This is a genomic window from Pontibacter sp. LHS1, assembly GCF_058932855.1.
In genome coordinates this window covers 14992-33468 of record NZ_JBZYWF010000007.1, presented here as the reverse complement: position 1 = coordinate 33468, position 18477 = coordinate 14992, and the positions used below count along the sequence as shown (strand labels likewise).

Annotated in this window: 17 protein-coding genes; 10 read left to right on the top strand and 7 right to left on the bottom strand. The window is 51.2% G+C overall.

Annotated elements, in window-relative coordinates; translation table 11 throughout:
- Positions 1-38 precede the first annotated feature (38 nt).
- The 5 genes from AC5FXQ_RS14125 (at position 39) to AC5FXQ_RS14105 (ending at position 5503) form a co-directional block, all read left to right on the top strand.
- Positions 39-1328 carry a DUF2851 family protein gene (locus tag AC5FXQ_RS14125; protein WP_493603077.1) on the top strand — a complete coding sequence of 430 codons (1290 nt, stop codon included), beginning with the start codon at positions 39-41 and terminating at the stop codon, positions 1326-1328.
- Entirely contained in the window at positions 1325-2668 is a 1344-nt protein-coding gene (locus tag AC5FXQ_RS14120) for a hypothetical protein (protein WP_493603076.1), read from the top strand. The genes AC5FXQ_RS14125 and AC5FXQ_RS14120 overlap by 4 nt, the downstream gene beginning before the upstream one ends.
- Positions 2669-2708: 40 nt before the next feature.
- Positions 2709-3344 (top strand): NeuD/PglB/VioB family sugar acetyltransferase, encoded by a 636-nt coding sequence (locus tag AC5FXQ_RS14115; RefSeq protein ID WP_493603075.1) that lies wholly within the window; start codon positions 2709-2711, stop codon positions 3342-3344.
- A gap of 263 nt (positions 3345-3607) precedes the next feature.
- Positions 3608-4576: an oxygen-dependent tRNA uridine(34) hydroxylase TrhO gene (gene trhO / locus AC5FXQ_RS14110; RefSeq protein WP_493603074.1), complete on the top strand. Its 969-nt coding sequence runs from the start codon at positions 3608-3610 to the stop codon at positions 4574-4576.
- Positions 4577-4648: 72 nt separating this feature from the next.
- The gene (locus tag AC5FXQ_RS14105; protein WP_493603073.1) at positions 4649-5503 is read left to right on the top strand and encodes a nucleoside phosphorylase; all 855 of its coding nucleotides are present in this window, start codon (positions 4649-4651) and stop codon (positions 5501-5503) included.
- Positions 5504-5773: 270 nt separating this feature from the next.
- On the opposite strand, the gene AC5FXQ_RS14100 is transcribed toward AC5FXQ_RS14105, so the two are convergent.
- From AC5FXQ_RS14100 to AC5FXQ_RS14090, 3 genes are all read right to left on the bottom strand, one after another.
- Positions 5774-6073 (bottom strand): hypothetical protein, encoded by a 300-nt coding sequence (locus AC5FXQ_RS14100; RefSeq protein WP_493603072.1) that lies wholly within the window; start codon positions 6071-6073, stop codon positions 5774-5776.
- A gap of 90 nt (positions 6074-6163) precedes the next feature.
- Positions 6164-6877, bottom strand: coding sequence for a polysaccharide deacetylase family protein (locus tag AC5FXQ_RS14095; protein ID WP_493603071.1), 714 nt, complete (start codon positions 6875-6877; stop codon positions 6164-6166).
- Positions 6878-6964: 87 nt separating this feature from the next.
- A complete protein-coding gene (locus AC5FXQ_RS14090; protein ID WP_493603070.1) occupies positions 6965-7975 on the bottom strand; it encodes an acyl-CoA reductase in 1011 nt (336 codons plus the stop codon).
- Between the two features lie 108 nt (positions 7976-8083).
- Between AC5FXQ_RS14090 and AC5FXQ_RS14085 the strand changes: the two genes are divergently transcribed.
- From AC5FXQ_RS14085 to AC5FXQ_RS14075, 3 genes are all read left to right on the top strand, one after another.
- Entirely contained in the window at positions 8084-8434 is a 351-nt protein-coding gene (locus AC5FXQ_RS14085; protein WP_116542782.1) for a 4Fe-4S dicluster domain-containing protein, read from the top strand.
- Positions 8435-8511: 77 nt separating this feature from the next.
- A complete protein-coding gene (locus tag AC5FXQ_RS14080; protein ID WP_493603069.1) occupies positions 8512-9084 on the top strand; it encodes a pentapeptide repeat-containing protein in 573 nt (190 codons plus the stop codon).
- Positions 9085-9258: 174 nt separating this feature from the next.
- Positions 9259-11886, top strand: a complete 2628-nt coding sequence (locus AC5FXQ_RS14075) for a valine--tRNA ligase (RefSeq protein ID WP_493603068.1) — start codon at positions 9259-9261, stop codon at positions 11884-11886.
- A 64-nt stretch (positions 11887-11950) separates the two neighbouring features.
- Here AC5FXQ_RS14075 and AC5FXQ_RS14070 read toward each other — a convergent pair whose 3' ends face one another.
- The 4 genes from AC5FXQ_RS14070 to AC5FXQ_RS14055 all read right to left on the bottom strand — a co-directional run bounded on the left by AC5FXQ_RS14070 (position 11951) and on the right by AC5FXQ_RS14055 (position 16045).
- Entirely contained in the window at positions 11951-12547 is a 597-nt protein-coding gene (locus AC5FXQ_RS14070; protein ID WP_493603067.1) for a hypothetical protein, read from the bottom strand.
- 50 nt (positions 12548-12597) lie between these two features.
- Entirely contained in the window at positions 12598-13113 is a 516-nt protein-coding gene (locus AC5FXQ_RS14065; protein ID WP_493603066.1) for a hypothetical protein, read from the bottom strand.
- A gap of 183 nt (positions 13114-13296) precedes the next feature.
- The gene (locus tag AC5FXQ_RS14060) at positions 13297-14670 is read right to left on the bottom strand and encodes a dihydrolipoamide acetyltransferase family protein (protein ID WP_493603065.1); all 1374 of its coding nucleotides are present in this window, start codon (positions 14668-14670) and stop codon (positions 13297-13299) included.
- 115 nt (positions 14671-14785) lie between these two features.
- Positions 14786-16045 (bottom strand): competence/damage-inducible protein A, encoded by a 1260-nt coding sequence (locus AC5FXQ_RS14055; protein WP_493603064.1) that lies wholly within the window; start codon positions 16043-16045, stop codon positions 14786-14788.
- Between the two features lie 146 nt (positions 16046-16191).
- On the opposite strand from AC5FXQ_RS14055, the gene AC5FXQ_RS14050 reads away from it, so the two are divergent.
- Together AC5FXQ_RS14050 and AC5FXQ_RS14045 are read left to right on the top strand one after the other, a co-directional pair.
- The gene (locus AC5FXQ_RS14050) at positions 16192-16920 is read left to right on the top strand and encodes a DUF4197 domain-containing protein (protein ID WP_493603063.1); all 729 of its coding nucleotides are present in this window, start codon (positions 16192-16194) and stop codon (positions 16918-16920) included.
- 147 nt (positions 16921-17067) lie between these two features.
- A complete protein-coding gene (locus AC5FXQ_RS14045; RefSeq protein WP_493603062.1) occupies positions 17068-18348 on the top strand; it encodes an erythromycin esterase family protein in 1281 nt (426 codons plus the stop codon).
- Positions 18349-18477 lie beyond the last annotated feature (129 nt).

Here is an 18477-nt window from a genome sequence, read left to right as displayed (position 1 = left end):
CCCAAACTCGTAAACTTTCCCAACCACAACCAAGGCGCATGAAAGAAGACTTCCTGCACTACATCTGGCAGCATCAGTATTTCGACAAAACGGATTTGTACACGGTAGAGGGGGAAGCGGTGCAGGTGCTGCGGGTAGGGATGTACAACACCGATGCAGGGCCTGATTTCAAGGAAGCGATCATCCGGGTAGGAGAAGTAGAATGGTCGGGGAGTGTGGAGATACACCTTCGCGGCTCCGACTGGCGGAGACACCAGCACCAGCTCGACTTCAAGTATAATCAGGTGGTACTGCATGTGGTGTGGGAGGCCGACGAGGCTGTACGCCGAACCGATAGTACCTTTATACCTACACTGGAACTGAAAAACAGAGTAAATTTGGCCCTGTTGCAAACCTACGAGCAACTGCGGCGGACCCCTTTTGCTATACCCTGCGCCGGCTTTTGGCCGCAGGTGCCGGATATCACTAAGACCATGATGCTGGGCCGCGCCCTCACCGAGCGACTGGAGCTGAAAGGGGAGGAGGTGCTGCAGGTATACCGTCAGCTCGGTAACGACTGGGAGGCCACTGCCTTTCAGGTGCTCTGCAAGACCTTTGGGTTCAAGATCAATCAGGAGCCATTCGAGCGGCTGACCCGTGCGCTGCCGATGCAGGTAGTGCGCAAGCATCAGCACGACTTGTTTCAGCTGGAGTCCCTGCTGTTCGGTCAGGCGGGTTTTTTGGCTGAGCCTCTAGACGAGTACAGCACCAGGCTGGCCAGAGAACATGCCTACCTGAGCCGCAAGTATAACCTGCAGGAGCTTGCTATGCAGCGGCACCACTGGAACTTCCTGCGCATGCGACCTGCAAACTTTCCTACCGTGCGACTGGCACAACTGGCGGCACTGCTGCACAAGCACAAAAGCCTGTTTTCCACTATCATCCACACCGAGGGAGTAAAGAACTACGATGCGCTGTGGCAGGCGCCGATGTCGGCTTATTGGCAAAAACATTATACCTTTGGGGCTGAGTCGAAGACAGTGCAGGTGCAACTGGGAAGGTCGAGTGCGCAGAATCTGACTATCAATGTGGCAGCGCCCTTGTTAGCAGCCTATGCTGTGCACACAGATCAGCTGGAGCACCTGGATAAAGCGGTGGACCTGCTCGAAAAGGTGAAGGAGGCCAGCAACCGCATCACGCGCCAGTACGAGGAACTGGGTTGGAAAGCCGCCTCTGCCGCCGACAACCAGGCAGCCCTTGGACTCTACAAACGCTACTGCCAGCCAGTCAACTGCCTGCGCTGCGCCATTGGCAACAAGATTATGAAGCAAAATCTACCAACTACGTGAGTATACTGATCTACGGCCTGAACCTGCTGGTGCTGGCTGGACTAATTTGGTGGCTCTGGAAACAGGACTGGAACCCGCAGCTGCGGCCTTTCTTTTTCCCGACGCTGCTGCTCAAGCTGGCTTGTGGGGTGCTGATCGGGGTGCTGAGCTTTTACGTGTTCGATAAAGGCGACACGCAGCTCTACTACAAACGGGCTCTCTTGATGACCGACCTGGTTCATGAAGAAGGTATAGGTACATACCTGCATTACCTCTTTTTCAACGACCCAAGCGGCACGCCACTGGAAGGTTTGCAGAAGCCTTTTTACGAAAGCGCCTGGAACATGCCGCGCCTGCTGAGCGTGCCAATGCTACTGACGGGCGACAACTACTACTTCAGTTCGATTTACCTGTCGCTGTTCAGTTTTGCTGGTCTGTGGTTCTTTGTGAATGCGCTGGCCCGATATTTCCCAACAACGGCTATACCTGCCGTAGTGGCCTTTCTGGTGTTCCCTTCAGTTGTGTACTGGTCCTCGGGGGTGCTAAAGGAGAGCGTGCTGATGGGGGGGATGGGGCTGCTGCTGGGAGGCAGCTTATACCTGCTATTCGGGAAGCTGAAGCGCAAACCCTTGCTATACCTGCTGCTGGCAGTGCTGGGCCTATACCTGATCTGGCTCGTGAAATACTTTGTGGCAGTGGCACTTGCACTGACTGTGGCCCTGGCCTTGCTACTGAAAGTAATCTTCTACAGTCCGAGACTGGCGCACATTCACTGGCTGCTAAAGGGGCTGGCACTGCTGGTGCTGTTTTCAGGTATAGCCTGGCTGGGGACACAACTCAATCCTAATCTGAACCTGGAGACCCTTCCGGATGTGGTTTATGGCAATTACCAGGTCAGTCTGCTGGCCTCGCAGGGCAAGCCCCGCATCGACTTTCCTTTCCTGGAGCCAACCTACCTGAGCTTTGCGCTACACTCGCAGCTGGCTTTTATTGGTATGCTGTTCCGGCCTTTTATATGGGAGGTATATAACGTGCGCACTTTTGCAGCGGCTCTGGAAAATACCCTGCTGTTGGTGCTGGCATTTGGGTTCCTCCGCGACCTTTTCGAAGCTGGACGTATAAAGTGGCGCTATGGCTACCTACTCACTGCAGTGCTTGTTTTCGTTTTTGTGATGGGCGTTCTGCTGGCTTACAGTATGCCGAATCTGGGAACCCTCAACAGGTATAGAGTGGTTGTGTTGCCTTTTGCAGTATACCTGCTGCTGCTTTGCAAAACGAACAGCGAGCTGCTCCGTTACCTGCTGCCTGTTCGTCAGCCGCAGCACGAAGAAGACGAGCCTTCACAAATCGCTGCAGATTAGCACTATTCTTTGTACCTTTGCACCTTATTTGAAATAGGCTATGCAAAATCCGGTAATTATACTTGGTGCCCAGAAACTGGGTACGGCAGCTCTTGATATATTTAACAGCAACAACGTGGTGGTGTACTGTTTCCTCGACGACAGCAAGGACCTGCAGCAGCAGGAACTGAACAATGTGTCGGTGATGAGCAGCACAGAAGATAACGAATTTCTGAAACTGATCGGCAAGAAATGCGACGTGTTTGTGGCCGTAGAGGACTCAGCCGCTCGCAAAGGCCTGATCAAGATGCTCAAAGACGAGTACAAAGTAGTACCTGTCAACGCCATTCATAAATTCAGTGCTGTGTCAGAACACGCTTGGTTAGGCCACGGCAACATGGTAGGCGCAGGCGCCATCGTGAACAACAATGCGAAAATCGGTAACTACAACATCATCGAATCACGTGCGCTGGTAGATACCAAAGCTGAGATCGGCGACAATGTGCAAATAGGTGCGGGTGCTGTGATCAACTCCGAAGTGATGGTTGAAGACGGTGCCTTTATCGGTACTGGCGCTGTGATCGTGTCAGGGGTGAAGATTGGCAAGAATGCCCGCGTTGGTGCAGGCTCTGTGGTGGTCGCTAACGTACCAGCAAAAGCCACTGTGTTCGGCAACCCAGCTGCTCCGATAAAATAATTTTATACCTGTCCTGCCTTCGAAAACCGAACTGACCAAAGTCATTTTTGGTTAAAAAGAAAAGCAGGAAATTTGCAAGGGTTTAGAATTTGAAAAGTACCGACGTTACACCGTAACGTCGTGTCGGGCAGGTATAAAAGCGAGCCCGTTCGTAGCGACAGGTCGTGACCAGTCCGGATCGTGCACCCAACAATTTAGCAATCAACAATAGCCCCGCAGGGGCAAACAATTTAACTTTAACACTTAGCTGAAACTAAGCAGTTATGAACAAGCCATACAGCATACTACTGTACTACTGCTACACACCGATAGCAGACCCTGAGGCGTTCCGGGAGGAGCACCATTTACTTTGCCTGGAGCTGAATCTGCTCGGCCGTATCATCATTTCTAAAGAGGGCCTCAACGGTACCGTTTCGGGTCTGAAAGCCGACTGCGACAAGTACATGGAGATCGTGAAAGCTGATCCACGTTTTGCCAAAGTCGATTTCAAAGTAGACGAGTCGGATAAGCACGCATTTGCTAAGCTGCATGTGCGTACCAAAGCTGAGATCGTACACTCCGGCCTGTTGCACATCGACCCGAACGTGCGCACCGGCACCCATCTTTCTCCAAAGGAATTCAAGGAAATGAAAGACCGCGACGATGTAGTGGTGATGGATATGCGCTCGGATTACGAGTACAGCGTGGGCCGCTTCAAGAACGCCGTGACACTGGACATCGAGAACTTCCGTGAGTTTCCGGAAAAGATCGACGCCCTGAAAGAAGAGCTGAAAGGCAAGAAAATTCTGACCTACTGCACCGGCGGTATCAAGTGCGAAAAAGCCAGTGCATTCCTGTTGGAACAGGGTTTTGAGGACGTGTACCAACTGCATGGCGGCATCATCAAATACGGCAAAGAGGCCGGCGGCGAAGACTTCGAAGGCAAATGCTACGTGTTCGACAACCGTGTGGCCGTGGATGTTAACTCCGTGAACCCAACAGTAATCTCGAAGTGTCAAGTTTGTGGTACTGTAGAAGACCGCATGGTGAACTGTGCCAACCCAGTGTGCAACCTGCACGTGCCAATCTGCGAGAAGTGCGGTTGGGAACTGGAAGGCGCCTGCTCTACCGAGTGCAAAGAGCACCCGGAGAAGCGTCCGTACGACGGCACAGGCTATTACCAGAAGAACTTAAATGGCTACAATCCGCTAAAAGGATTCAACCGTCGCAAGACTTCTGCCGTATCTAAATAAGTATTCTCTAAAGCTCAGAAAAGCGTGCGCCTTCCAGCCACGCTTTTCTTTGTTTCTAACGCAACCAATCCTATGGCAATTCCAGAATCAGAACTGATTATCAATAAGAACGGCACGATCTACCACCTCAACCTGCAGCCAGAGCACATTTCAGATACCATCATTACGGTAGGCGACCCGGACCGTGTGCCTATGGTGAGCAAATATTTTGATGAGATAGAGGTGCAGATCACCAAGCGTGAATTTGTGACCCACACCGGCTACTACAAAGGCAAGCGCATCACCGTCATCTCGACAGGTATGGGTACCGATAATATTGATATTCTGATGAACGAACTGGATGCGCTGGTGAACATCGATTTTCAGTCTCGTGAGCCGAATGAAGAAAAGATATCGCTGAAGATCGTGCGCATCGGTACCTCTGGTTCGCTGCAGCCAGACATTCCGCTGGGTAGTCATCTGGCTTCGCACTATGGTATAGGTCTGGATTCACTGATGGAGTTTTATCCGCTGGAGCAAGACGAGAACGAGCAAAGCATCTCTAAAGCCTTGCAAGAACAGTTAGGTGTAGGCTTCCGGCCGTACGTGGTGAATGGCTCAAAAAATCTGATCGAGAAGATCGCCTTTGATATGATTCCGGGCAATACACTGACCTGTCCGGGCTTTTACGCCCCGCAAGGCCGTGTGCTACGCGGTGGACTGCGCAATCCGGATCTGCTAAAGGTATACCAGGACTTTCGAGTTTGCGACTTTCGTCTTACTAACTTCGAAATGGAAACAGCTGGCTACTACGCCATGGGCCGCCTGTTGGGGCACGAAATGCTGTCGCTCAACGCCATTGTTGCCAACCGCATTTCGCAGGAGTTCGCAGCAAATGCCGAAGAAGTGATTGATAGTTTGATTGTGAAGGTGCTGGAGAGAATCTAGAAAGTTTAGGCGTTTGAGAGTTGAAGAGGTAGAAAGTAAATAGATATACCTGTTACAATCACTCTCCAATTAAACCGACCTGTAATTTTTTATAACTGGCTACGTACTGGCGGGGAATCATTCCCGTGCCTACAGATAAAAGCGAGTCTGTTACTCGCGAAAACCAAAACAGCCCGCAGAGATTTTTACCGTCTCAGGCGGGCTGTTTTGGTTTAGATGCGTTTCGCCTACAGGTATAGCGGGAGGTCAGGTGAGTAGATTGTTGCGCCATTAGCTGTTCTCAATTTTCAGGATGGATTTCAACGGCAGAAATGTACCCGATTTCAGCAGCACAAACTTGTCATCGTAGCACCAAACAGTCGTTTCCACTTTCTTCACATCTCCGTCATCGGTGCAAAAAGTAATGATCGCTTTGTTGCGGTAGGCGTTACCCAGAATGGCGGCACGATTGGCCTCGTAGTAGCGTATACTGCGGGCAGTGGGATCTTTCAGCACGTCTTCGGTGCTAAAGTGGAGCATTGGAATGCACTCCTTTTCAATCAGGTTGGCTTTCTTATCGGTCCTCTTCATAGTCGTAAAATTTTAGTGTGGGCTGGTATATAACCACAAAACATGCCACACCAATATTTTGGTTCTGTAGAGGAACTGTATTTGAGGATCTTATAAGACTAGCTCCCTGAAAGTAAGCGAGCTTAATTTGTATTTCTGAGTGAGTTGAAATATTGCTTCGAGTGTCTCAGGTGATATGCTGTAGCCTGCTGTTTCCTCTGAAATATTGTGTGCATAAATAAGGATTGCTTCTTTGTTTTGAGAAGCCCGCTTAAAGCCTGCCTCCAAATCCTGCAACGTAACGCCACTGTTGCTATCTACACCTAGGCCGTGAACCAATCGGCTGCCATCATATTTGTAAAAAATTCTGTCCAGTTCCTCTATACCTTTCCCCGTCACCTTCCACGAATCGCCTCTCAGCAGATGGAAGTACTTTGTAAGCTCTTGGTCAAGCTTAAGGGAGCGTGCGCCATAGGGGTAAGCAAATGTGGAGGGAGAGAATCCAATTGCCTGCATAGCTTTAATAGCAGGCGTGATTTCATGTGCAACATATGCGGCTACACCATGCTCCTTGATGAACTTGCTGGAGTTTTCATGTTGATAACCGTGGGAGGCGATCTCGTGTCCATCTGCAGCTAACTCCTGTAGCATTTCTATTTCAGACTTGGAGAGCTGATGTGGCACTGTGATAAAGAAAGTGGCTTTAACCTTGTACTTCTTGAAAAGTTCTTTGTGAGCATGCCATTCACTGACATACTTATCGTCAAAACTGATGACAAAAGCTGGTTGTGCGGGACGGCTGTAGGTATAAGTAGGTTTAAGCAAACTGTAAACAACTAAACCTGAAGCTGTGGCTAATATAAGCGCGAGTATAGACCAAAGAACGTGAGTCCTCATATTTACGGCTATACCTTACAGCTTCTGCAAAAAGGCCATCGTATCCACGCCGTCAGCATAATCCCACGGCATCGGGCACTGGGCCTCACCGAAAGGGATGCTACCCTCGAGCCAACCGTGTGCGGATACCACACACTGTGTCTTCTCCTTTACGGCAGTCAGCTTGTGGCGCAGGTCAGGAAGGGAGGTGAAGGTTTCGTAGAACAGCACCGAGATAGGAGAAACCAGTTGCTCACTCTCCTGCACTAACAAGAACCCATTATCAAAGTGCGGCACACGGTTGACGAGCAGGATGGACTTGTTATAGTCGTAGTTGTTCTGGTACTTGTGATGGTCGAGGATCGTTTTATGATGCTCGTTGGCTTCATACAGTTTGTCGAAGGTATAGCCCTCCGGCACATACACCTTGGACACATTGCGGCAACCGAGTCCGTAGTACTGGAAAATGTCGTTGCCCAGCGCGCGCAAGTCCTCTTCCTCTTCATGACCTGTGAGCACGCCGATGCTGGTGCGGTTCTTACGGATGATGTGCGGGCGCTTGGCAAAGTAGTACTCGAAGTAGCGGGCCGTGTTGTCCGAGCCGGTTGCGATGATGGCGTCGGCCTCTTTGAGCAAATCCACGAACTCAAACTGATTGGCAAAAGCCGGCTCTATACCTACCAGCATGCTGGCAAGGCGGCGCATGAGCACATCATCATCGGAGCTTAGCTTGGCCAGCAGGAAGTGGCCGCTCACCAAAACCGACAGAAAATCGTGGAAACCAACCATCGGGATGTTGCCCGCCATGACCACGCCAACCTTTTTAGGTGTAACCTGTTTGAGGTGGTAGGGGTAAAGCCATTCACGGAGATACTGTTCATCGAGCAGGGTGATGATGCCTTGCAGGGCAGCCGAAACGTTGGCCTCGTCAAACCAGGGGTTCCGGGCTTTTGCCACAAAGGCGAGGGCCTGGCGATCCTCAGGTGTCATGTCCTGCAGTTGCTTCCCCAACTTCACAAAAGCTTCGATTCTGTTCTCTAATGTCATGGCTGGCCGCTGTGTTAAAATTTATTTGATAGGGATACTTAATGTTCCTAATTTTGTTCGATAAATAAAGCGATACAAAAGTACTAAAAATATACAGGAGATACGATTATGGCGATAATGATCACTGATGAATGTATAAACTGTGGCGCCTGCGAACCAGAATGTCCGAATACTGCTATTTACGAAGGCGGTGCGGAATGGACCTGGGGCGGTGGCACGGCTCTAAAAGAAGTAGAGATCGACGGTGGCGAGATCATCCCCGGCGATGCGGCACAGCCTCCTATTTCCGACGAGTTCTACTACATTGTATCAGATAAGTGTACCGAGTGCATGGGCTTCCACGAAGAGCCTCAGTGTGCTGCTGTCTGCCCGGTTGACTGCTGCGTCGATGACCCAGACTACCGCGAGACAGAAGAAGAGCTATTGGCGAAAAAAGACTGGCTGCACCAGGCCAGCTAAGGTATAGCAAACACCAAAAGCGTAAAAACCTGTCTTTCACGGCAGGTTTTTTTATTTCATCTTTACAGGCTATACCTATGGAAGGACAACTACACCAGGATAAAACATTCGATAAAATCACGTACCCAGGCAAAGCCATCAAAGGGCGTGAGTTTGAGGACTGTGTGTTCAAAAACTGCGATTTCTCTAACAGTGATTTCTCAAACAATCGCTTTACTGACTGCCAGTTTATAGGCTGCAACCTCGCCATGCTTAAGCTACACGGCTCAACACTAAACAACGTGACATTCAGAGAGTGCAAGCTTACAGGTATAAACTTCAGCGAATGCGAAGAGTTCCTATTCACGGTGGGGTTTGAAAGCTGCCTCATGGACTACACCTCTTTCCTAAGGCGTAAAATGCCCAAGATACACTTTGTTGATTGTTCCTTAAGAAATGCAGTGTTTGAGCAAGCTACGCTCACAAAGGCCAGATTTGACAACACAGACCTTGCCGGGGCTGTCTTTGAACGAACCAACCTCAGTGAGGCCGACTTCTCCACAGCCTACAATTACGTCATCGACCCAGAGCTGAACAGCATCAAAAAAGCCCGATTCTCGCAGAATGGATTGGCAGGCCTGCTGACGAGGTATGACATTCGACTCGTCTGAAAGGTATAATTAATGGATACCTCCTACGCTTATACTTACTGTCTTATTGAGTATAACTAGGCAGAGGAGTTTTGTTATACCTGTAGGGTAACAATCCACAAATAGCAATCAACAATTAAATCAAAATCCCTAATTTTGCCTTTTAGCGCAAATAGCAGAAAAAACTAGTTTACGATGTCGATTTCAACGAAATATAACCCCAGAGAAGTAGAGGAGAAGTGGTACAGCAGCTGGATGCAGCGCGGCTTTTTCCGTTCTACGCCTAACCCGAAAAAGGAACCTTACACCATCGTGATCCCGCCGCCAAACGTAACAGGCGTGCTGCACATGGGTCACATGCTCAATAACACGATTCAGGATGTGCTGATTCGTCGCGCGCGCATGAAGGGCAAGGAGGCTTGCTGGGTGCCGGGCACTGACCACGCTTCTATCGCCACAGAGGCAAAAGTGGTGGCCATGCTGAAGGAGAAAGGCATCAACAAAGCAGACTTGACCCGTGAGGAGTTCCTGGAGTATGCTTGGGAGTGGAAAGAGAAGTACGGCGGCATCATCCTGGAGCAGCTCAAGAAACTAGGCGCTTCCTGCGACTGGGACCGTACCCGCTTCACGATGGAAGACGACATGAGCGCGGCCGTAATCGAGGTGTTTGTGGACCTGTACCGCAAAGGCCAGATCTACCGCGGTGTGCGCATGGTAAATTGGGATCCGCAGGGTAAAACCGCTCTTTCTGACGAAGAGGTGGTTCCGAAAGACACCATGGCCAAGATGTACCACCTGAACTATGAAGTAGTAGGTGCTGCAGAGCCAACTTATATCACCGTGGCGACTTCACGACCGGAAACGATTATGGCCGACGTGGCCGTGGCTGTGAACCCAAATGACGAGCGCTATACCCACCTGCACGGCAAGTCCGTGCGTATTCCTTTGCTGGGCAAAGAAATTCCGGTGATTCTGGACGAGTATGTGTCGATTGAGTTCGGTACAGGTGCCCTGAAAGTAACTCCTGCACATGATCTGAACGACTACGAACTGGGCCAGAAGCACCAGCTGCCGACCATCGACATTCTGAACGACGACGGTACGCTGAACGAAAAGGCGCAGCTATACGTGGGGCAGGACCGTTTTGCGGCACGTCGCAACATCGTAAAGGACCTGCAGGAAGCTGGCTTGCTGGTGAAGATAGAAGAGTATGCGAGCGTACTGCAGACTTCTGAGCGTACAGGTGCTGTAATTGAGCCGCGCTTGTCAATGCAGTGGTGGTGCAAGATGGACAAGATGGCCAAGCCAGCCCTTGACGCGGTGATGAATGACGAAATCCGCCTGCACCCGCCGAAGTTCAAGAACATGTACCGCTCCTGGATGGAGAACGTGCACGACTGGTGTATTTCACGCCAGCTGTGGTGGGGACAGCAGATACCTGCTTACTACCTGCCAGATGGTTCGTTTGTAGTGGCAACTTCAGCTGAAGAGGCCCTTGAACTGGCCCGTAAGCAAAGCGGTAACGACAACCTGCAGGCAGAAGACCTGCGCCAGGATGACGATGTGCTGGATACCTGGTTCTCTTCCTGGCTGTGGCCGATCTCTGTATTTGACGGCTTCAAAGATCCGGATAACAAGGATATCCTCTACTACTATCCGACCAACGATCTGGTAACAGCTCCGGAGATTTTGTTCTTCTGGGTAGCGCGTATGATCATGGCCGGATTTGAGTTCCGCAATGAGCCGCCATTCCGCAATGTATACCTGACCGGTATCGTGCGTGATACGCAAGGTCGTAAGATGTCGAAGCAACTGGGCAACTCACCAGATCCGCTTGACCTGATCGACCAGTACGGTGCCGACGGCGTACGTGCCGGTATGCTGTTCAGTTCGCCAGCGGGTAACGACCTGCTGTTCGATGAGAAACTGGTAGAGCAAGGACGTAACTTCAGCAACAAAATCTGGAACGCTTACCGCCTGATTAAAGGATGGGAAGTAGACGAGAGCCTGCCTTGCCCGAACGAAACGGCTATGCAGTGGTTCGACTCCCGCTTCAACGAGGCGTTTGTTCAGCTAGAAGACCACTTCAGCAAGTTCCGTATTTCAGATGCTTTGTTATCAGTTTACAAACTGGTATGGGATGATTTCTGCTCGAGCTACCTCGAGATGATCAAGCCAGCCTACCAGCAGCCAATCGACAAGCAAACGCTGGACACGACTGTGGAATTCCTGGAGAAAGTGCTGAAGGTATTGCATCCGTTCATGCCGTTCATCACAGAGGAAATCTGGCATGACCTGAAAGAGCGTAAGGAGAAGGAGTACCTGATCGTAGCCCCTTGGCCAAAGCAGGACAAGTTTGACAAGCAGCTGACGGAGAAAATGGAGAGTGTGCTCAAGATCGTGGCCGCCATCCGCAACATCCGCAACTCGAAAAACATATCACCTAACAAGTCCCTTGATCTGGCGATCAAGGTGATGAACCAGGACGGCTATGAGGATTTCATCAGCATCATCCGCAAGCTGGCGAACATCAACGAAATTACGCTGGTGCAGGAGAATGTGGAGGGCGCGATCAGCTTTGTAGAGGCCGGCGACGAGTTCTTTATCCCGATGGAGGGTAATATCGACGTAGAAGCCGAGCGGGAGCGTCTGCAGAAGGAGTTGGAGTATACCAGAGGCTTCCTGAACTCAGTGGTGAAGAAGTTGAGTAACGAGCGTTTCGTGAGCGGTGCTCCGGAAGCGGTAATCGCCAACGAGCGTAAGAAGCAAGCGGATGCCGAAGCGAAGATTCATGCGATTGAGCAGAGTCTGGCGTCTCTGTAAGGTATAGCTTTTATAAATGGCAGCGGCCGTTCTCGTGAGGGAACGGCCGCTGTTTTTATATACCTTACTCCTTGCTCAACCCCACCACCAACTGATCCAGCTCGTCTTTCACTTTCGGCATGACATCACTCAGGCCTAGCTTCTTCTTCGAATACATAAGTTCCACGTGGCGGTCGTCAATCTTATATTCGATTAAGCCCTGCTCGTCTTCGGTGAGGTAGTAGAGCTTGATCAGCGCATCTGCGGTGGAAACAGCGTAGGTGCGAAACTTAAAGTTGTTTTGGATGCGCTGCTGCGTGGGTGCCCGGTTCTCGAGGTAACGCTGGGTAACAACGGTGTCAAGCGCTATGGTCGTCTCGATCTGGTGAATAGCCTTGATATTGCCTTCATCGAAACGCCACGTCTGCACATGGTGCTTGCCTTGCTGCCTGGCGCTATACTTACTTTCTGAAAGGTTGATGCTGGCCATGACGTAAAATAACTCCAGATCGCTTTCTACAGTCCGCATAGAAGGGCTCAGTGTAGCATTGTCGCTGATGAACACAGATGTGTTAGCAAGTATCTTGACGTCTTTGTTGAGATCCTGACTCAACTGCAGATTACTGCCTTGGTTCAAGATGAAAGCGATGAATACAGGAAGCAGGAAGGAGAGAGGCGCCATATCTTTGGATTTTATACCTGTTTTCCTATACTCAAATATCGTGCAGAAGGCTACAAACTTGAGCTATCGATCACTCTCCAGGTGATATTACCGTTATTCACTTCGTATTTCAAGATCATATAGCCACCGATGTGGCCGTCCTCATAATAGGCCATGGCATAGCGGTCGTTCAAAATGCGGCTGTCACGGATAGTCATGGTTCCGCCTACTACGCCCTCCCTAGGTATAAGCTGCCCTTGCTTTCGGCTCAGGTCATTCATCAGGTCTACTTCAGGGTTGCGCAGGCCTTTTTTACGGAGCCTTTGGACATCACTTTCGCTCAGGCTACCCATCTCGTCTACGAACTCCACACCACCTGGAGGCACGACTGCCATGGTATCAGGCGGCAGCATCATGTCTCCGAGCGTATCAGTTTCAGCTTCTTCCTGCTCCAGTTGCTGACCGGTTTCGGCCAGTTTGTTGTCGGCTATACGCAGCCGGCTTTCGGCGTCATTCTTCTTCCAGTAGAAATAAACAGCTGCAAAAAGAAAAATAGCAGCTAAAATCCAGGCAATGGCAACTCTCATAGTTTTAATGATGGGTTATACTTCCACATAAACGGAAGCGGTTTGAAACAGATGTATCAATATTAGTAAAAAGGTATGTTTAAAGCTATACCTGCAAAAAAGCCTGCCCCATTTTCTGGAGGCAGGCTTTCTGTTTATACCTGAGGTCTTTTGTCTTTTGTCAAAAAACTCTTTTGTCAGAAATTAAATCGTTTGGTTCACGTCGAAGTTCTCGAGGTAGTCAGCCACACGGCGCACGAACATGCCACCCAGCGAGCCGTCCACTACGCGGTGGTCGTAAGAGTGCGACAGGAACATGAAGTGACGGATACCGATCAGGTCACCTTCTGGTGTTTCGATCACGGCTGGCTTCTTCTTGATAGCACCAACGGCCATAATAGCCACCTGCGGCTGCATGATGATCGGTGTGCCCATTACGTTGCCAAATGAACCCACATTCGATACGGTATAGGTACCGCCGGCCAGGTCGTCCGGAGTGAGTTTGTTCATACGGCCACGGTTGGCGAGGTCGTTCACTTTCTTGGTCAGACCGTTCAGGTTCAGCTGGTCGGCATTCTTGATGTTCGGCACGATCAGGTTACCGCTTGGCAGGGCCACGGCCATACCGATGTTGATGTCTTTGTGGCGGATGATGTTGCCACCGTCCACAGACACGTTGATCATCGGGAAGTCTTTGATCGCTTTGGCAATCGCATCGATGAAGATAGGCGTGAAGGTCAGGTTCTCACCTTCGCGCTTCTTATACTCGTTTTTCCATTTGTTGCGCCAGTTCACAATGTTGGTCACGTCGGCTTCCACGAAAGAAGTTACGTGCGGCGAAATGCGCTTGCTGTCTACCATGCGGTCGGCAATCATTTTGCGCATGCGGTCCATTTCGATAATCTCCACGTTTCCGCTGTAAGAAGCAGCTGGCTTGGAGGCGGCAGGAGCAGCCTGCGCTTGTGGCTGAGCAGCTGGTGCCGGAGCGGCTTGCTGTTGCGGTGCTGCAGCAGGAGCTTGTGCCTGCGGCTGAGCCTGCGGAGCGGCTGCTTGCTGTGGTGCGTTTTTGCGGCTCTCTACGTAAGCCAGAATATCTTTCTTAGATACACGACCTTCTTTTCCAGTGCCTGGTATGTACTCCAGTTCCTGCATAGAGATGCCTTCTTCGCGGGCAATGTTGAGTACAAGCGGAGAGTAGAAACGGCCGGAGGCTGGCTGGTCGAGTTTGGCAACGGAAGCGTCAGAAGAAGCGGCTGCAGGCTGTTCGGCTGCCTGTGGTGCCGGATCGGCGGCAGGAGCCTCTGTAGCGGCCGGAGCTGGAGCGGCAGTATCTTCGCCGTTGGTAGAGATAATCGCGATCGGGGCGCCTACGGCTACCACGTCACCTTCCTGTACCAGTATCTCCTTCAGCACGCCGCCCTGAATGGCAGGTACTTCCGTGTCCACTTTGTCTGTAGCTACTTCCAGCACCGATTCGTCCTGCTCAATCGTGTCACCCACGTTTTTGAGCCATTTCAGAACGGTACCTTCCATGATACTCTCGCCCATTTTGGGCATAACCATTTCTACAAGTGCCATATTTTGTTTATTCGTTGTTCTATTAAGGGACAGTTTTTGGGCCGGAAGACACAGAAAAGCAAAGCCACGCTATACCTGGCGACCCGAATTTGCAAACAAAGTTAATGATTTTAGCCTATTCCTCAACCGCTATATTCAAACTTTGGCGTACGAGGTTGAGCACGGCCAAGGCTGTATACTCAATATTGAGTTGTCGGTTTTTATTGTATTGCAAAAGTTTTGCACGGCTTCCATGCTGGTCGGCATAGGCGATCCAGATCGTACCAACCGGCTTTTCGGCTGTGCCGCCGTCCGGTCCGGCTATACCGCTAGTGGCGACGCCAATATCCGTTCCCAGCTTCTGGCGCACGTTTTTGGCCATTTCCAGCACCGTTGCCTCACTCACGGCACCGTGCTGTTGCAGGGTTTCGGGTTGCACGCCTAGCACCTGCATTTTCACGCTGTTGTCGTAGGCTACCACACCACCCATAAAATAAGCTGAACTGCCCGGCACGCTGGTGATGCGGTGCGCCAGATAGCCGCCCGTGCAGCTCTCGGCAACGGAGATAGTCAGACCGCGCTCTTTCAGGAGCTGCCCCAGGGCCTCCTCCAACGGCACTTCACCATATGCAAAGATGTGCTTTGGTACGAGAGCCGTCAGCTTACCTACTTCTACCTCGAGCTCTTTTTCCAATTGTTCGGCATTGTCGCTGGTGCCGGTCAGGCGCAGGCGCACGCCACCGAGGTGGGGCAGGTAGGCCAGCCGGATGTGTGGAGGCAAACTCGTTTCCCAATCCTCAAGCTTCTCGGCCAGCATCGATTCAGGTATACCTACTGTCTGAATCACTTTGTGGATAATATGCGGGGGTTTGAAGTAAGCTTTAAGTTGTGGCAGCACCGTGTCTTCCATCATGCGCTTCATCTCGAATGGCACCCCCGGCATCGACACAAACACTTTGCCCGCATCCTCAAACCACATACCGGGAGCCGTACCCAGCACATTACGCACCGGTGTGCAAGAGGCCGGCAAAAAAGCCTGTTGCCGGTTCAGCTCCGTCAGCTCATAGCCGCGACTTTTGAACAGTTCCGTCACGTCAGCCAGCGATTGCTCGTCCAGTTTGAGCTCTGTATGGAAGTAGTCAGCCAGCACATTTTTGGTGAGGTCGTCTTTGGTAGGACCAAGGCCGCCGGTGATCAGGATGATGTCGGCGCGGGTGCGGGCATCGTCGAGCGCCTGCACGATGTGGCTTGCTTCATCAGAAACAGAGGTGATCTGTTTCACCCGCACGCCTATTTTGGTCAGTTCGGTTCCCATCCACGCAGAGTTGGTGTCCACTATCTGCCCGTACAGGATCTCGTCGCCTACCGTGATAATTTCTGCATATACCGCTTTCATAAAATTAATTTTGGTCTGATTTGTGCGTTGCCAAGTAAAACTCATTCAAGTTAAAGATGTTCGGGCAATTTGGCGCAGGACAAGCATTATTTTCCGTAATTTTAGCCAATGCGCAGGTATAGCCTGACAAACAAAAAGCACAACCCATGAAAAAATTACTCTACACCTCACTCGTAGCCCTTACCCTGGGTGCCTCGGCCTGCACAGTGGCTGACATTCAACGAACTGTAGATGGTGTGATGGCCGGAACCGGAGGAGCCGTTACCCGCGAAGAAGTAGCTTCTGGCCTGAAACAGGCCCTGGAAGTAGGTATAAACAAAGGCTCTAACCAAGCCGCTCAGACAGACGGCTATTACAAAAACTCTCTGATCCGTATTCCTTTCCCGCCGGATGTGCAAAAGGTGGAAAACACGCTGCGTCAGGTAGGCTTGGGTAAGGAAGTGGACCGCTTCGTGATGACGCTGAACCGTGGAGCCGAGGATGCCGCCAAAAGTGCTGCGCCGATCTTTGTAAATGCCATCAAGCAAATGACGATTCAAGATGCCTGGAGTATCCTGAAAGGCGACAAAGACGCCGCTACGCAGTACCTCAAGCGCACGACTTCAACGCAATTGCAGGCTGCTTTTATGCCCGTAATCCGACAGTCACTGGAGAAGACGAATGCCACTCGCTATTATACCGATCTGGTGACCCATTATAACCAAATTCCGCTGGTGCAGAAGGTGAACCCGAACCTGGACGAGTATGCTACGCAAAAAGCTATGGAAGGTCTGTTTCTGCTGATTGCCCAGGAAGAAGCTAACATCCGCGAAAATCCGATTGCCCGCACGACTGAGTTGCTTCGCAGGGTGTTTGCCAAGGAAAATCAGTCCTAAGCTATCCCTGTTATACTATTTCTGTAAGCCCGTTGTATCGTTTGATACGGTGGGCTTTCTTTTTTGCAAAACATTAAAACCAGATTGAAAGTACAATACACAAAATTTTAAGAATGAGTTAGCTACGCTTAATCGCCCCTGATACCTATGGAAAACAAACGCTTCAAATACAGCCCTATCACCAAAGAGAAGGATCTGGATATGCTGATCGAAGAGATCGGTGATGCCCGGGTGGTGATGCTGGGAGAGGCCTCACATGGCACTTCAGAGTATTACACCTGGCGCACGGCCATTTCGCGGCGGCTGATTGAAGACAAAAACTTTACTTTCATAGCTGTGGAAGGCGATTGGCCCGAATGCTACGCTGTGAACCGCTTCGTAAAAGGTTACCAGAACTCAGGACGAAAGATTGCCGATGTGCTGGGTGTCTATCGCCGCTGGCCTACCTGGATGTGGGCAAATTGGGAGGTAGCCGCACTGGTGGAGTGGATCCGGGATTTCAATCACACCCGCAACGCACAGCAGAAGATAGGCTTCTACGGACTGGATGTTTACAGCCTGTGGGAATCGCTGGAGCAGGTGCTCAAATATATGGAGCAGCATGATGGCAAAGCCGCAGAGGCTGCGCGAGCCGCCGTGCAGTGTTTCGAGCCCTTCCACCGCGATCCGCAAACCTATGCGCAGGCAACGGCTTTTGTGCCGACCGACTGCGAAAGTGAAGTGATACAAATGCTGGAGCAGGTATCGAAGCGGGCCATATACCCTGATGATCCGGAGCATGAGTTTAATACTACCCAAAACGCGCTGGTGGCAGTAAATGCCGAAAAGTACTACCGCGCCATGATCAGGGGAGGGGTGAACTCCTGGAACGTGCGCGATACGCACATGATGGAGACGCTGGACCGCCTGCTGGAATTCCACGAGCCCGACGCAAAAGCCATCGTATGGGAGCATAACACGCACATCGGCGATGCCCGCTTCACCGATATGGCCGATGACGGCATGTTCAATATCGGGCAGCTGGCGCGTGAAAGGTATGGGCGTGAGCAGGTGAAACTGGTTGGCTTCGGCACCTACCAAGGCAATGTCATCGCTGGCCGATCGTGGGGGGCGCCTATGCAAAAGATGGACGTGCCGCCTGCGCAGCCAGGCAGTTGGGAACACATGCTCCACGAAATGAGCACAGACGACAAGATCATCCTTTCCAAGGATCTGAGAGAGGTGCCGGAGTTGCAGCACCGCATTCCGCACCGTGCCATCGGGGTGGTCTATGATCCTAAATTCGAGCAATTCGGCAACTACGTACCAACTGTTATACCTGATCGCTACGATGCCTTCCTCTACTTCGACGAGACCGAGGGCGTACACCCGCTCCACATGAAAACCCGTGGCGCCAAAGAGCCGGAGTTATACCCGTGGAATTACTGATTGAGTAAGTTAGTGATTGAGTGGATGTGCGATTTGTGGTTTTGTAGGGACAGGTCGCGACTTGTCAGAATTGTGCACGCTTTATCTTAATCCTGCATAGGCATAACGCTCCCTATGCTGTTAGGCTTA